Below are 16043 nucleotides of genomic sequence, written 5' to 3' on the forward strand. Positions count from 1 at the left end.
GATCTGATTAGTTAAGGCTAAGCAGTATTCACCGTTGAATGTAATTGTTGCCGAGTTCCTCATATAACTATAGGATAAGCATTTACGCTACGTGTAAGGCACGTATAACGGATTATAAGCACTATCGGGGGCAGAAGTAGATAGTAGGTGAATTGTTCGAAAGGACACATTTAACAAGGGCATACATATACGGATACCTCAAATGACGGATTCATGTACATACATAAGCAAATGACTGTCTATGTTTTAGATTCTATTAAGTTAGTTTCTAAAATGTAGGCATTCATTATTAGCACCAAGCCGTTGTCCTCAATTCTGGCTTCATGGGGAATTTTACCCATAAATATCATTCTGTTATAATATATGGAATTGAATTGGAGGGTTATATGTATGATTGCTAAAAATTTGAAGTTGTTAAGGTTCAGTTTCTTTATTCCTATACTTATATTATCGTTATTATTGTTTTTTGAATATGACTGGGAAATCTCTTTAATGGGATCTGTAGTATTATCTATTTTTTTAAATATAGGGTTAAAAGCCAAGATATATTATAGGAAAATAAATTTAACATTTAATTGGATATTCTTATTGGGTGCTATAGCAGGGGTGATATATTTTGTCATTACACATAAAACAAATTTTTTAGCGTATATAGTTATTTTCTTTTGTTATATTTTAATCTCTAATCTACTTATCGAAAAGAGTATGTTAAGTCATATCGATTATCATATAAAACACAAATTGAATAATAGTTATGTGGATGAAAGATATAAAGACACAGAACCTTTTAAACAAAAAGTTTATCTTAGAAATATACGTACTATAAATGCATATGTAATTGTTTTGGGTACAGGAGTTGGTATTTTTTTAGTTATATCAATAGTTTATGGTATTGACCTGCTAACAAAAGAAGAAATGGGAGATGGACTAGGGTTATTAGGAGTAGGTTTGGGTATTATTGGATTTTTAGGAATTCTTATTGCAATGGAAAACAGTAGAGAAAAAACAAAGTTCTTAATTAAAAGTTTCTATTTTATCTTAGAAGAAAAACATAATATAGACTATGTAAACAAATTAGAGAAGATCGATCCAAAGATAATTGAATTCAGAGATATTCCTTATTTATTAGATTTAGTAGAGAGAGAAAAGCAAAGAGAGAAATTAAAAGGTGATCTTGAGGAAATAATATCAAAGATTACTGATAAAGAATTAGATGCTGATGACAACTCTAAAAATTCAATCAATCAAGAAAATCGATTTATACGAATATTAAAGGTCTTGATGAACTGGGATTAGTTAAGTTATATGTTGATAGAATAATTGTTTTGTTATGCATATTTGTGCAAACATATATTTAAAAAGTCATACAAACGCTTATACTTACTATAAAGGAAAGGTTTTTAATATTTTTTTGCACAATAAAAGAGGGGGGATTATGCCTCCTCTTTTTGTTGTCTGTATTCCTTTATACGGCGTTTAAAAGTGGCGATACTACATTTAGCATATTCCGCGGCTTCTGGCTGCGACATTTCTCCACGTTCCACCATTTCGATAGCATGTAATAATGCACCTTCAATTTTATATGTTTTAGTTTTACGACCGAACTTTACCCCTTTTTCTTTAGCGTCTTTAATCCCTTCTTGCGTTCTTTCGATAATCATGGATCTTTCAAACTCTGCAAACGCACTGAAATTTGCTGATATTGAAGGGAATATTAATTCTGTTTTAAATAATTGGTTTAAATTTCATAATGACTATAAGATAGTATTAGAACTATACTCGGACGAATTTTATAAACCTATGTATATAAATTCTAGCTTTTTAAGTTATATTCAATCATTAGAGATTTATCATAGACGGAAATTTGACTCAAAACTATTTTTGGAAAGTGATTACAATACGTACATGGAAAAACTCAAGGTATTTGTTGAGAAAGAAATTCCTGAATTTACAGCCAAAATCGATTCAATGAAGCAACATGGTAATGAAGTTAATCTTGGTAAACGTTTAAAGGAAATTATTAGTTCATTATCAGGAGATTCGAAATCATACCTTTTTGGAAATAGTAAAAAACGCGATAAATTTATTATGCAATTAGTGGAAACTCGAAACTATTTAACTCATTTTGATAAAACGAGGAAGAAAAATATTTTAGAAGATACTAATTCCTTATTGAATGCGGTTATGAGAATGCAAGCATTAATTACATTAACCATTTTAATTGACTTGGGTATTGATGAAGAAATTGCATTAAATAGAATAAAAGAAAGTAATAAGTAGTTACGGTATATTAAAGGTTTAGCACCGAATATTATCGAAAAGGTTTTGAAAGTTAAATGGTTCTAAATCATGTAAGGATTTATCAGGATAAGCCGAACGTATGTGAAATATTTTTATTCATGTTGTTATTTTTATTACATGAATATATTATTTAATTTGCAAACTTTTTTATTTATAAGGTGTTAAGGTGAGGTATAATAATGCAAAAGCAAATAGTTTTTACTGAAGAAGAATATGAAGAAATTGTTATGAAACTAAAAGAATACGATGAATTAAAGAAACTGCAAATGGAACACGACAATTTAAAAGAAGAATATGATAATTTTATAAAAATTGTTAAAGGTATTTTTAGTAGAAGTGACGGGAAATTATCTTATTATAAAACTACGAAATATCACCCAAATCATTTACATATTAATGATGAAACGTTAGCCTTACTATTTAATTATTTTTACCGTGATGAATTTTATCAACAAACGGGATTAGAAGTGGATAGGTATTGGACATTTAAATAGTAATAAATTGAGGGAACTGAAATTTTTAGTTCCTTTTTTATGTTTGCAGCTAGTGAATTAGTGAAAGTGGCATAAACAAGTAATTGCAAAGTATCTGGATTAATCTATATAGCATATTGTTTAGAACTGTTTATAATCTTGAATATTAATAATCCAGTGAACTAAATATTAAGTACTGGATATAGTTGATTGGTATTGTTATGTATAAAAATTATTAACCAGTCTGTATAATTTCTTTTCTTTAACAGACTTGTATAAAATTCTATAATAATGAGTAACGCCGTTATTAACGGTAGGGAAGGTTAGGAAGGGAAGCGACCTAAAATATTTAAACAAGTAATTATGTAGGAAGAACGGGGGGGATATATGAAGCTGACTTACTGGTTATCAAGTGTTGGTTTATCTCTCATCATCTCCATACATGGGATTTAGCTTTTGTAATTAAAATCCCTCTTATCAATTATTACTTGGTAAGAGGGGGGCTTCTAATTTATATTAAATTTTTTAAGGAGTTAGAATACTGTTTTTTGAAAGTAGTCCAACATTCTTCATTTTTAGCCCATTGAGTAACGTTTCGTTCTCCGGCAGAAATACGTAAATGATCCAATGCTGCTTTAGCGATTGTTTGGACACAACGTTCCCACTCTGAAGATATTTCTTGATTTTTCCAAATATCCTCTAAATCAATTTGATTTTTATATAAATGATTTAACATTGAGACAGTATAATAAATAACATTAGCTTTATAGCCCTTTAAATTCATTTTTTCTACGATACCTTTAACGTAGTTGTTGATAATGCAGAAAGCAATTAAATTTGTATAGAAGGATTCATCAATACTTTTAATTCTGTCACCTTCTGACAAATCATACTTCCAATATTCACTATTTAAGGACATGAACTTTGTGAAGGCCTCTTCGCCACCTTTACTAGAAACCTGAGGATATCCATTCCAGGACATAAAGTATTTTGCTATGTCTACTTTTCCTAAGACAAATTCTTTTGGATAGAGTTTTTTGAAATCATTTTGTTCTTTACCTTTTTTACGGCGCCCTATGTCAACCATATATTGACCACGCGCACGTTCAAAGTACCATTTAGATTCTTCTTTTCGCCCATCTTGGCTAGGAATCCATGTATTACGTGAGTACTTTTCGATATCTGATAGAAATCGGGTATTTGCTAATAAATCAGATTTGTTAATTTTATTCTGTGTATTGGCATACTCGGATATTTTAGAGATCATCTCATCTTCTAATAGATAGTTATCTTCTTCACTATTAGAATCTATATGGATAATTGTTAACTTTGCTTGAATAAACACTTCATCCAACGGTACATCATTTTTAAAAGCTTGATGAATCGAAGCAGTAGTTTGACCACCATTTACAATTTGCCAGCTCTTTAAGCTTTTAATACGATATAAATTTGTATCCTTAACTTGTTCAATGTCTCCAGACTTCGCTACTGTAGAAATCCCGTTATTATAAGCTACAAATAAATCTCGTTGTTTGGGATTTTTTAATGTATCTCTTATTCCCTTGTTAGTACCGCCACGAGCTTGTAAAAATGATCGCACATTTCGTTCAACTAGTTTTGGTCCGAATTCATCATATAATTGTGCCAATAAATGTGCTGGAACATAACCAATATAGCAATCAATCCCATTATGAATAACGTCCGTGGATAATTTAGGGACTTTCATCATCTCAAAATCAGTATCGTATTTGCTAAAATTAATTTCGAAGTCCCTTATACCTTGCTCTGCCTCTGTTAGTTTATAGATACGATCCATATCCCATACATATACATTTACATTTGGTATACCAGGAATAGCTAAATCAACAGGTTTATTGGATGTGTAGAATCGATTTGTCACAACATAGATATTTACTTCTTCAAGTTCGTTTTGAATGTCTAAAATATGTTTGGCTAAGTTAGCAACTTCCAAAGTTCTCTCTGCATAAGTATGAAAGGATTTTGCATTTGTGAAAAAACGTTTTGCTCGTGTAGCAACTTCTGTAACAGCTGTTTTTGTTATTTCAGGTAGAGAATCATCTTCATATTCAATATCATAATCCACTACATATAGATTTAAAGAATTACTTGCTTCAGAATAAAGATAACCATTTAGTTGGACCTTTGCATTTGAATTTCCAAAGTAAAAAACAGTTGGCTCATCTTCTTCCGAAATAAAGGGTAGAATCGCTTCTAAAAATGGAGTTTGGCGACTGCCAAGTGCAGCACCACGTCTTTCAACAGCTTCCATAAATTCGTTGAAAAACTCTAATTTTTGCTGAAATTCATTCATTTCCCACACTCATCTTCCATTGTTTAAATAGTATACATCTTGAGAATTTGCTTTGAACTCTTCACAATGAGATAAATCTACAGAATAGGATACATATGAAACACCTTTTGGTAACATATTTGGTGTTAATTTAGGGAAATTATCATTTACTTTATATGCCATATCCTCCAATACAGAAAATTTATTTTCTGTGTAATCTTCTTTAATAATACGAAGTTCTAACAATAAATTTTCCAACGATACAATAGTTGAAGGTGCTCGAGTACTTAAAATATTGATGATATCCGTTAATATGTCGAATAAATTTTCCCCTTCTGTATCAGAAATCTCAACACGTAAAACATATAAATATAAATTTTTAATAATAGGTGTTAACTCTAACTGACGCTCACTAGAAATTCGAATATCTTCACGAATTTTAGGACAGATTGTTTTAATTTCTATGCCCGTTTTAGCAGCGACATAATCAATCCGATTCATTAATGGGCCTTTCCAATAATCCATAATTGTTGGTGGTGCATCCGGAAACTTATTGAGCCATGCTCTAAAGAAATATAATTCTCCATAAAGTCCCATCTGTTCTTCAATCGTTAATTTACCATCTCGTTTACGCATGAAAAAGTTTTTCCATTGATCCAATACTGTGTAAAGAGTAGAGAATAAATCTTCCTCCAAATTATGAATAATATTGTCATAGACACTTTGCATAACATTATCAAAAATTTCAATGCTTTGATCTGGTTCCTGATATAATACCAACATTTTTTTCTCTTTTAATGGTCCTATTTTTTTATGGAATTCCTCTTTAACCGTTAGACCACGCCATTTAGGGAAGGTTTTCATTTTATCTTTAGGCCAATTTTCTTTAGTTATATCGATATAAAGTCTGCGTTCTTTTGTTAAAGAATCCACGCCGATCATGATACAAGGTTTTTTAAAATGGATAGTTTTTAATTTATAAATTGCCTCACTTTCAGAGGGATTAATCTGAGTAAGTAATTCATTAAAAGCTACTGTTACCTTTGTCATTCTTTATTCTCCTTTTCATCAAAAACTGTTTTATTTTTTACATATTTTTGACGTGCTTCAACGATTTCTCCTTTTAAATTTTCTTTATATACTCTTGGGAAATCAAAAGCAATACCAATTGGTACAAAGTTCTCATTGAAATCATATTCCAGCTCATCGAATGCAGGTATCTGTGGATGTAATGGATAAATTATTAATAATGGATTAGCATTATCACGGATTTGTTGATTCTCTAAATCAATTAAAAAGTGTTTTCCGGAAGTGATTGCACCTAAATCAATAGAATAATCGTTAGTATGGTTTTCTTCTGGATTTATTCTACGTAAAACGGCATTTTCTATTTGTATATCGCCTAAGTTTACGGAAAATTCTTTTATATTTTTACCAGACGCATTTGCTTTTCTAACTTCACTTCTGTTCAATGATTTTTTTGTAGCGTCTACAACAACAATATTAAAGTTTAAATATTCTCCACGAGAAATTTGTTTTTGTATATAATCAAATATTTTGTTTGAAACTACTTTAGTTGCATTAGGATCAGTTTTATATGTTTTTAGGAACTGAAGAATGTTCTGAACAGAAACATTTTTGGCTACATAATATTTAGTATCTCCTACAGTACATGGAGTAAAATTCTTAATGGATTCTATTAACTTGATAGTAATATCCATATTTGTTTTATAAAAATCTAGATCCTTACTAAATAATCGTGTTTGAGGTTTTTTACCTCCTAGATAATGTAAGAATTCAGCTGTTTTCATTTTGGCGGGGCTTGTTATATCCATATAATCATGTCCGAGTACGGAGACAGCATAGTCATAAGGAGTAAGAATCTCGTGTTTTGCTAACCAATCGAATTCTTTACGTACTTCTACCATTACTTCTGCTAAATGTTCAAAGTTTGATGCAATTTGTTGTGAAGTATAGATACGACAAAGATCCATATAGCCATTACGGAAACCAAACCAACGCCCCATTTGTAAAAGAGAATCGTACATACTTGTTCCACGATAGTAGTAGGAAACAGTTAAACCATCCAGTGTCAAACCTCGAGATAATTTATTTCCACCGATAGCAATTACGTTCCATCCGTTTTCCTTGCGTGAATCATAATCTAATATATCTTTACTATCGCCGTTAATAGCCAGAATGTCTATTTTCCCTAATACTTTTCTAATTTCTTTATAAACTTCTACCCATTCAAGTACTGGATAGCAATGTTCGGTATTTTTGTCATTGAACGTTTTTTGAACTTGAACGAAATCTTTTATATATAAGTTTTGTAATTGATTGATTGTTTCATCAGTCGACGCATAAAGGATAGTATTTGAAAATTCCTCAAAGTAGGCTTCTACTACTTTTTTTAGTTCTAATTGAATATCTGTTAAATGAGATGCATGGATTAGCATGGAGTTATGCTCTTTTTCTTGATTGCGTAAATTTCTCACTGCTGTAGCAATAATAAAGCTCTGAATAGCTTGTTTCATTGAATACGGTACATAATTGATTAATTCTGCATGCTCTTTATTTTTAATATTATTGAATAAATCCAAATCATCCTGATTTAGATGTCGAATATATTGTGGTTTGTCATCATCTTCTTCATATCCAGTAACATTAAAGTATTCCTCTGGACCACAATATCCATCTGGTTTGGGTAATGCAACAATAAAATCTTTTGGATATAAGTCTTCTTGTACTTCCTCATCAGTTGTTCGAGAGTCAATGAGTAAGTTAGCAAACGGAGTTGCAGTATAACCTACGTATGATTTACGGTTAAATTGATTTAAAAGGCGACGGATTAAACTATTAATTGTTTTTGGTTTCTCATTAGAATCTGCTGTGTCAACAGATGCTTGGTCGGCCTCATCATCAATTACTAAGACGGGAACGTTACGATAATCAGCTGATAAGTTGCAACAAGCTTCAATCACAGTATTTAATGTTTCAAGAACATCTTTATTTTTTTTAACAACCATTAAATTTGGTACATTCAAATTATGGCGTTGATCTTTGGCTTTAATAGAAATATCATTTTCTACATCAGTCCATGTTTGTACTAGTTCCCCCTTATTAGATATTGAAGCAACTCCCGTAGCAACTTTAGTAACTTTATCAATCACACCAACGACCTCTTTTTCAAGCCGTAATTGTGTTTGAGAACGTAAATCATTATGCATACCGGCTAGTACAATGACTAATTTGTAACCAACATCATAAGCTTTGTTGATTAAACCAGTGAAGTTTGCTGTTTTACCAGATTGTACATATCCCAACACCAATCCTCTATAATCAAATTCAGTTTGTTTATTAGGATTTCCAATACTTTTTAGAATTTCATTAGTTGTGGTATCGATGGATCTAATAGTATCGATTGGCCAATGTTTGATCTCTTCTAAATACTTAGAATAGCGATACCAATAGTAACTAAATTCTAATTCACCATCTTCCCATGCACTATCTTTAGAAGCACGAATTACACTTGTTGGTTTTATAATAATTTCTTGCACATGCGTATCATATATCTCTAATAGCCACTCCTCTAACTTGTCCGCTGTTAAGTCGAGATGTTTCTTTTTAATCTTCATTTTTGCAGCATTCATTGCTATATCAGCTGCATCTTCAGTATTTAAAATAAGAAGCTTTTTGTATGTTTCAACAAATGCTTTTTCTAATTCATTTTTAATAGTATCTTGTGTGTCAATCATTGATAACATCCTTTAATATAATTTTTTCTAATGCAATTCTACCAATAGATTCGAATTGTGGGAAAAGCATAAGAGATTCGACTAATTCATCTAGTGGCATATCTGGATTCTTTTTCAATAATTCTCCTGATATTAATACCAATAAATTTTTCAATTTCAAATCAAGAGATTCTTCTTCACGTTGAATTAAATGTTCCATCTCAAATAAATTCATTGGTGAGCCAAGTTCAATTAAGTTAAGATATAAATTTAACTGTTTTTTAGTTTCATCGTCTATACTAGACAAAATTTCATTTAGGATAGGATGGAGTCTATTTAAAATATACTTACCGTGGTTGTTATCATTATCTAGCTCCCAGGTATTTAATGTGCCGATAGTTCTTTTTATCCTAGAGCCGGATGTTCGTTTAGTACGGTATAACATTATATCTTGAGACAATTGGCGATAGTATCTACCAATGGATTCTAAATTTTCTTTTGCTTCTTCAGGTATTGAAATGCTAGATTTTTTAATGTCTATTTTCCAATCATCATCAGACGCATTTAAAAAATCTACTCGTATTCTTACGAGATCATAGATACTTTCTTTTTTGAATAAACCAAGCCAATCACCAAATGTAACAAGGCGATTTTCACGATAAATATAAAACCCTTGATGTTCACGCCAACCCTTAAGACCACCAGCTTGAGTAAATTCTGTACTATTATAATTTGATGGATGTGGTAATACATACGGTCGTACGATTACCCGTTTCCCATTAACGCGAAAAGCCTGTTTTTCTCCCTCTAAAATTTTTTCTTGTATAGTTTCTGACATATTTAATAAAAATGGATCCCAGCCATTTAATTGATTATTATTAATTGTGATGGTTAGTTTATCATTTAATAGTAGATGATAAACTAATTCTAAGTAGTCACGAATTCTTTTTATTTTCGTGAAGTAACTTTTCTTTTTTAAAGGAGACGATAATCCAGCTTTTGAAAAACGATCTAATTTATCTATGTATACAATAGTTCCACTTTCACCTTCAATATCAGGTAAATCGTGGAGTATAGAATCTGGTGCTTTTTTATATAAATACCATTCATTGTGTTTACTAACTAGATCTAAGTCCCAGCAACGTTCTGATATGATGCCATTTTTTTTAGAAATAACACTTACTCGTTTTCCTAGAGAAAAACTTGCTGTTTTAAGTCCCATTCCAAAACGTCCTAATTCATTTTTATCTCGTTCATCTCGAGGATCCTTAGAGCCAATTGTCATTGCTATTTGTAATTCATCTTCGTCCATTCCACTTCCATTATCCTTGATTAATATGAATCCATCACCATTGCCATATTCAAATTGTAAATCGATAGCCGTAGAATGAGCATCAATACTATTATCAACAATATCTGCAATAGCTGTTTGAGCTTTATAACCTATATTTCGTAAAGCATGAATAACAGGAGTAGCAGCTGGTTGGGTGTGGATTGTACCATCCATATATTTCAACTCCTCATGTGAAGATTAACCTATTACTATGATACCATATAATGGTTTTATGGAAATATCTAATATGTTTTTATAAGAGTAGCTATATCTGATGATTACTCTGTTTATAATCTATAACTAGATTATAAATAGTCCAATCTAATTACAGAAGAAAGGTTAGATGAAATATAATTTTGTCGTTTTTTATAATAAGAATAGATAAAAACAATTGATAAATTTATCAGAATCCTATATGCTGCAATAAGAGTAGTTTTTAATAGGAGCGAGATTTAATGAGTAACAAAGTAAGTAAATTCAAACTTATCGATTTGTTTGCTGGAGCCGGTGGATTAAGTAATGGTTTTGAACAAACTGGTAGATTTGAAGTAATAGGTGCTGTAGAAATAAACAAAGAAGCAATTGAAACATATGTTTATAATCATAATAAAAATGAAAATATTATTATTAAGCCTGAAGGTAGTAAAATTAGTGATATAACTAAAATTGATTTTAAACAGTTTTTAGACTCAAAAAATATTTTGGGTGAAGAGATAGTCGTAACCGGGGGTCCGCCTTGTCAAGGGTTTTCGAATGCGAATCGTCAAAAAAATCATTTGATTTCTGGAAATAATCAGTTGGTGAAAGAATTTGCTAGGGCAATTGATGAAATTCGTCCAATAGCATTTTTAATGGAAAATGTTAAAACAATGAACTCCGTAAAGCATAAGTTTTTTGTGACTGAAAATTGCGGGGGTATTTATGGATACAGTTCTGAAGAACATCTAAATAAAATTATTGAAGGGTCAAACCAGAAAAAATTTTGGGAAATAGAAGAGCTAACTTTAATAGAATCTAAAAACCCTGATTTAGGGCCATTAATAAAAGAGCTTGTTACATCAGAATTTAATCCTGTTCTTTATAATGAAAAGCATTTATCAAAGTTGCGAACAATAGTTCGAAATTTAAAAAAGAAGAAGCTCTATATTATTGAAAAGAAAAATGAGATTGAAGAAATAAATGAACTCATTACTGCAATAAATAAATATGATAAGTCAAATTTAAAAGAAATTGGATTATTTAATGGTGTAATTCTAAACACGACTGAAGTTTTACAAGCATTAATTGATCATAAACATGATAATAACGAAACTTCGTTATCAAAACTTATAGATTTTATTAACATCAACCAATTATTAAGATATTTAATAGAGTTGAAAAATGAAAAAATAATTTGCTTCGGTGAAACTAAAGTTAAATCAATATCTGAAGAAATACGAGTTAGTGTTCAAGTGAAATCTTATAATATTGTTCAATATTTAGATGCATTTTTTAAACATCTTGGCTATGATATAGCTTCTAAAGTAATGTTAGCGAGTGATTTTTTTGCACCTCAAAATCGTGAGAGGTTTATGATTTTAGGTGTGAAAAAGGATAAAGTAAATAATGGACCTGTACAAATGCCTGCAAAATTTGATTCAGATCAATTACCATTTACGGTGTTTGATGCGATAAAAGATTTAGAAGAAATAACTCCAAAGAAAGACATTAAAGATTATGAACTTCCTTATTATGTAACTTCTCATATAACTAGAATGCAAAAGTATTATCGTTTAGGTATGAATGAGAACCTAATTTATAATCATATCAATACTAATAGTGAACCATTAAGTAAACAAAGATTTGAGGCTTTAAAACAGAGCGGAGGGAAGAATTTCCATAGTCTGTCAGATGAACTAAAAGAGATTTCTTATACAGATAGTTCACGTACACAAAACACAGTTTATTTAAGGCTGAACTATAATGAACCTTCTCCGACAGTAATAAATGTTAGAAAATCAATGTGGCAACATCCAGCGAAACCGGAAGCATTAAGTATTCGGGAAGCGGCAAGACTTCAGTCCTTTAAAGATAACTATGTATTTATTGGAACAAAGGACAAGCAATATCAACAAATAGGTAATGCAGTGCCTCCTTTACTAGCACGAGCAGTAGCTGATCAAATGTTAAAAATAATAGGAGAAAATCCAGTCAAAAAATTATCAGATGAATTTAGTTGATACCAGAGTACACAAATTGGTGTGCTCTTTTTCATTTTGTTTATCTAAAATAGCACAAGTGTGCATTAAAAGTATTAAAAGGATCCTTTATTGTGTACATTAATTTTGTTCCTGATATTTAAAATATGTATAAAAAATCGAAATAATGGTAATGGTTCATTTTTCGAAATTGTTAATGGATTATTTGAGTAGAGACGTATAAATGAATAAACTTTAAAAATTTAACTGCTATTAAAGCATTCTATGGGGTTGCTGGTTCGACTTCCGCCGCCTCCATACAGTTGATAGCCGTGAAATCACTGGTATATCAATGTTTATAGAAGTTAGGGTAACTAGATGAAGGTGTTAAACTTTCAATTAGGCCCCCTAACTTTTTTCGTTTTAAGGGTATTACATTTATATAATGAATTTCGTTTATAAACCTTCTAATTCAGATAATGAATAGGAGGTTTTTTTATTTGGATAAAAGTAGAAAATATGGTGTATTTTCAATGGGAAATGCCCGTTTAGTAAAACCAAAGGAGAATGAACATTGGATTCCTATTGACTATGCCTTTGGAAGTTGTATTTAGACAAATGAATATTGCTGGAAATAGACCTCGTACTATCGACAGCTTATAATTATTTTCCGAATCTTTCGATTCATAAACTTTAATGGCTAATAAAAGCAGACATTTCCCCATTCTGGTTATATTAACTTCCAAAGTACGTCTATTAAACTATTAAAAAATGTGCCTCGTAAAAATTAAGGTACTTCTCAAGCAGACATGTATCAAATATATGCGTATGCGTAGAAGTACAATACGAATGAAATTGTCCTAATCTATCCGAAAACAGAGGTGTTTTCTGGTGATGAAGAAATTCATTTCGTGAGTGATGATGGAGTAATAGTTAAGGTGTTTTTTGTGGATTGTCATTGGATAGAAAATAGATTAATGGAATTAGTTGAGTACTATAGAGTGTAAGTTGGAAGCTGCTTGATATGATTCAAGCAGCTTTTTTGTACTAAAATTATCTATTAAATAATTTTATAGTCAAATACAAAAAATTAAGTTCAGTTCGAAAAACCTTTAATATTACCAAATTGGTGGTAAAATAATATTAATTTATACACCGAGGTGATTGTATGCTTAATAGTTCTTTAAAAAAAGAAGCAGTTGAAAAATTAAAAGAAGAAGTTACTAATTATGAAAATGCACAAAAAAATGTTCAAAAAGCGGCGTTGAATTTACATAATTCACGTACATCGGCATTAGAAGTAATTGATAATGTAGAACGCTATATCAATTCAATCGCTAATACACCGAAAGAATTTGAAAAGGAATTCGATGCGATTCGTATTAATACTGCAAGCTTTAAAGCATTAAGTGAAATTACGTATGATGAAAAATTAATGATTAAAATTGCAGGTGGAGGTACTGCAGCAGGTGTAGCTGCTGGCGTAGCAACAGCCGCATTTGCACCAACTGCTGCTATGGCAATAGCTACAACATTTGGAACAGCTTCAACCGGTGCGGCAATTTCAGGATTATCGGGTGCAGCTGCAACAAATGCTGCTTTAGCTTGGCTTGGTGGCGGTGCATTAGCTGCAGGTGGTGGCGGTATGGCTGCGGGTAACACATTATTAGCATTAGCTGGTCCAATTGGTTGGGGAATTGGAGCAGCAAGTCTAGTAGCGGGTGGCGTATTTGCAAGTAAAAAAAATAAAGATGCTGCGATAAAAGCGGATAAAGAAAGATTAGAAATTTTAAAAGAGCGTCGTAAAATTGATGCTATTCAATATGAAATTGTTGAATTAACTTCTACGACAAAAAAATTAATGAATGAATTATATAAAATGATCACGAATTTTACGAACGCTGCACAAAATATTACTTCATTCGAACAATATTCTTCAAATCAAAGACAAGAGTTAATTGCGATAATTAACAACACATCTTCATTATCGAAATTATTTATGAAGGAAATAGGAAAATAATATGACGGTGTGGAAGGATCAAGTTATTGCAGCTGGTGTCGATGGATTTAATGTTTGGAAAAGTGAATCGGTTGCCAAACATTTAGAATCAATTGTTAGCGATTCATTAAAAGAAAAACAAATTCAAAATGAAAATTTTGAAAAGGCATTGCAGCAATTAGTGAAAATGCGTCAGTTTTTAAATTCACCAGAAAATATTTTAGGTTCTCAAAAAACAAAGCATGGAGAAATCGCTGAAAACTTCGAAGTGCATATTCGGAATGCTAAAGCAGCTTTAAATGGTCAAGCAGATGTTGCAACTTTCGAAGGGGTAGGAAGAACAGCAGCAGAAGATTTTATTTGGAACGGTGTAAAAACGCAGTCGAAATTTATAAACGGAGCGAATAATTCATTGTCTAGTGTGTTAGAGCATTTCAATAAATATCAAGATACGGCAATGGATTATGTAATTCCAAAAGATCAATACGATATTATACAAGCTTTACGCAATGGTCAAAACCCTACAACTTTAAGTGAAAAGTCGATTAGATCAATTTTACAAAAAGTAGATGAGATTGAACGTCAAACAGGGCGTTCATTTAATGATGTTGTAAAACAATCGATTTCGAAATATGACGAAGTACAAACAGGAAAAGCACACGAAACGCTTCAAAAAAACCAAGAACAAATGGTCGAAGAAAATCAACAAAAAATAAATGAAATCGATAAAGAGGCTGAGCAAAAAAGGGAAGCAGTACAAGCAAATGCTGGCCCTTCATTAAAAGAAGGAATGAAGGTTGCGGGTACTGCCGCAGCAATTAGTACAGCTGTGAGCGCATGTACAAATATTTATTCAAAAGTGAAATCTGGTACGAAGTTGTCCGATTTTACAGCTGATGACTGGAAAGAGGTTGGACTACAGTCAGGAAAAGCAGGTACAAAAGCAGGTGTTACAGCTGGTTCAATTTATGCTTTGACAAATTTAACGTCGTTGTCGGCTCCGTTTGCAGGGGCAGTTACGAGTGCAGCGATGGGAGTTACTTCGCTTTTAGTAGATCATCAAAAAGGTCAAATTGATTTAGTTGAAGTCGTAACGCAAGGTCAAATTTTATGTTTAGAAGCCGGTATTGCAGCAATTGGTGGCGCAATTGGTCAAACACTTATCCCAATACCAGTACTCGGAGCGATTATCGGTACAGTAACGACTAATTTCGTTTGGGGTATCGCAAAAGGGAAACTAGGTCAAAAAGAAGCTGCATTAAAGCGTCACATGGATGAGTATATGGTGGGATTACTAGCAAAAGTAGATAATGCATATCATGAAATCATTAAAAAAATTGATACGATGTATGCGCGGTTTAACACATTAATTGATGCTGCATTTGACTTTAATGCTAATAAAGCAACATTAGCTGCGGCTTCGATTCAATTAGCACGAGAAGTCGGTGTTGAAGAGCATAAAATTTTAAAAAACGAAGCTGATTTAGAGGCATTTTTCTTAAACTAGATTTTATGTGACATCAAAATATTTTCACGTAAGGAAGATGAAATACTAGGTGAAAACATTAGGCCGTTGCAGTTTTATTTAACAAGGAATTTAGTTCCGTTAGGTTCAACATCGGATGTAGTAAATGAGCGTGATAACGCAATAGAAACACATTTATAAGTAAGTGAAGAAGAGTAAAATGAGCAACTTACAACAAAGAAACCCT

General features: G+C 31.5%; 10 protein-coding genes and 1 pseudogene. 6 read left to right on the forward strand and 5 right to left on the reverse strand.

What is annotated here, in order from left to right:
- Nucleotides 1-390 precede the first annotated feature (390 nt).
- The gene (locus ACQKMI_RS19690) at nucleotides 391-1296 is read left to right on the forward strand and encodes a hypothetical protein (RefSeq protein WP_427491654.1); all 906 of its coding nucleotides are present in this window, start codon (nucleotides 391-393) and stop codon (nucleotides 1294-1296) included.
- Between the two features lie 137 nt (nucleotides 1297-1433).
- On the opposite strand, the pseudogene ACQKMI_RS19695 reads toward ACQKMI_RS19690, so the two are convergent.
- A pseudogene (locus ACQKMI_RS19695) lies at nucleotides 1434-1685 on the reverse strand (recombinase family protein); the annotation flags it as partial.
- Between the two features lie 115 nt (nucleotides 1686-1800).
- Here ACQKMI_RS19695 and ACQKMI_RS19700 point away from each other — a divergent pair.
- Both ACQKMI_RS19700 and ACQKMI_RS19705 read left to right on the forward strand, forming a co-directional pair.
- The gene (locus ACQKMI_RS19700; protein WP_427491872.1) at nucleotides 1801-2280 is read left to right on the forward strand and encodes a HEPN domain-containing protein; all 480 of its coding nucleotides are present in this window, start codon (nucleotides 1801-1803) and stop codon (nucleotides 2278-2280) included.
- Between the two features lie 200 nt (nucleotides 2281-2480).
- Nucleotides 2481-2795, forward strand: a complete 315-nt coding sequence (locus tag ACQKMI_RS19705) for a chromosome segregation protein (protein ID WP_427491656.1) — start codon at nucleotides 2481-2483, stop codon at nucleotides 2793-2795.
- A gap of 490 nt (nucleotides 2796-3285) precedes the next feature.
- Here ACQKMI_RS19705 and ACQKMI_RS19710 read toward each other — a convergent pair whose 3' ends face one another.
- From ACQKMI_RS19710 to ACQKMI_RS19725, 4 genes are read right to left on the reverse strand one after another with little or no spacing between them, the layout of a single operon-like run.
- Nucleotides 3286-5106, reverse strand: coding sequence for an AIPR family protein (locus tag ACQKMI_RS19710; RefSeq protein ID WP_427491658.1), 1821 nt, complete (start codon nucleotides 5104-5106; stop codon nucleotides 3286-3288).
- A 9-nt stretch (nucleotides 5107-5115) separates the two neighbouring features.
- On the reverse strand, nucleotides 5116-6135 hold the full coding sequence (locus ACQKMI_RS19715; protein ID WP_427491660.1) for a PD-(D/E)XK motif protein: 1020 nt from the start codon (nucleotides 6133-6135) through the stop codon (nucleotides 5116-5118).
- Nucleotides 6132-8843 (reverse strand): Z1 domain-containing protein, encoded by a 2712-nt coding sequence (locus tag ACQKMI_RS19720; protein ID WP_427491662.1) that lies wholly within the window; start codon nucleotides 8841-8843, stop codon nucleotides 6132-6134. The genes ACQKMI_RS19715 and ACQKMI_RS19720 overlap by 4 nt, the downstream gene beginning before the upstream one ends.
- The gene (locus ACQKMI_RS19725) at nucleotides 8836-10329 is read right to left on the reverse strand and encodes an ATP-binding protein (RefSeq protein ID WP_427491664.1); all 1494 of its coding nucleotides are present in this window, start codon (nucleotides 10327-10329) and stop codon (nucleotides 8836-8838) included. The genes ACQKMI_RS19720 and ACQKMI_RS19725 overlap by 8 nt, the downstream gene beginning before the upstream one ends.
- 281 nt (nucleotides 10330-10610) lie before the next feature.
- Here ACQKMI_RS19725 and ACQKMI_RS19730 point away from each other — a divergent pair, with 281 nt between their 5' ends.
- The 3 genes from ACQKMI_RS19730 to ACQKMI_RS19740 all read left to right on the forward strand — a co-directional run bounded on the left by ACQKMI_RS19730 (nucleotide 10611) and on the right by ACQKMI_RS19740 (nucleotide 15838).
- Nucleotides 10611-12374, forward strand: a complete 1764-nt coding sequence (locus tag ACQKMI_RS19730) for a DNA cytosine methyltransferase (RefSeq protein ID WP_427491666.1) — start codon at nucleotides 10611-10613, stop codon at nucleotides 12372-12374.
- A gap of 1126 nt (nucleotides 12375-13500) precedes the next feature.
- The gene (locus ACQKMI_RS19735) at nucleotides 13501-14352 is read left to right on the forward strand and encodes a hypothetical protein (RefSeq protein WP_427491668.1); all 852 of its coding nucleotides are present in this window, start codon (nucleotides 13501-13503) and stop codon (nucleotides 14350-14352) included.
- 1 nt (nucleotide 14353) lies between these two features.
- A complete protein-coding gene (locus tag ACQKMI_RS19740; protein ID WP_427491670.1) occupies nucleotides 14354-15838 on the forward strand; it encodes a hypothetical protein in 1485 nt (494 codons plus the stop codon).
- Nucleotides 15839-16043 lie beyond the last annotated feature (205 nt).

This window comes from Lysinibacillus sp. NPDC097214, from assembly GCF_050277945.1.
In the GTDB taxonomy this organism is placed as follows: Bacteria; Bacillota; Bacilli; order Bacillales_A; family Planococcaceae; genus Lysinibacillus; species Lysinibacillus xylanilyticus_B.

Coding starts and splice junctions, on each gene's coding strand:
- ACQKMI_RS19690 (WP_427491654.1), top strand. CDS start 391: ATGATTGCTAAAAATTTGAAGTTGTTAAGGTTCAGTTTCTTTATTCCT.
- ACQKMI_RS19700 (WP_427491872.1), top strand. CDS start 1,801: ATGTATATAAATTCTAGCTTTTTAAGTTATATTCAATCATTAGAGATT.
- ACQKMI_RS19705 (WP_427491656.1), top strand. CDS start 2,481: ATGCAAAAGCAAATAGTTTTTACTGAAGAAGAATATGAAGAAATTGTT.
- ACQKMI_RS19710 (WP_427491658.1), bottom strand. CDS start 5,106: ATGAATGAATTTCAGCAAAAATTAGAGTTTTTCAACGAATTTATGGAA.
- ACQKMI_RS19715 (WP_427491660.1), bottom strand. CDS start 6,135: ATGACAAAGGTAACAGTAGCTTTTAATGAATTACTTACTCAGATTAAT.
- ACQKMI_RS19720 (WP_427491662.1), bottom strand. CDS start 8,843: ATGATTGACACACAAGATACTATTAAAAATGAATTAGAAAAAGCATTT.
- ACQKMI_RS19725 (WP_427491664.1), bottom strand. CDS start 10,329: ATGGATGGTACAATCCACACCCAACCAGCTGCTACTCCTGTTATTCAT.
- ACQKMI_RS19730 (WP_427491666.1), top strand. CDS start 10,611: ATGAGTAACAAAGTAAGTAAATTCAAACTTATCGATTTGTTTGCTGGA.
- ACQKMI_RS19735 (WP_427491668.1), top strand. CDS start 13,501: ATGCTTAATAGTTCTTTAAAAAAAGAAGCAGTTGAAAAATTAAAAGAA.
- ACQKMI_RS19740 (WP_427491670.1), top strand. CDS start 14,354: ATGACGGTGTGGAAGGATCAAGTTATTGCAGCTGGTGTCGATGGATTT.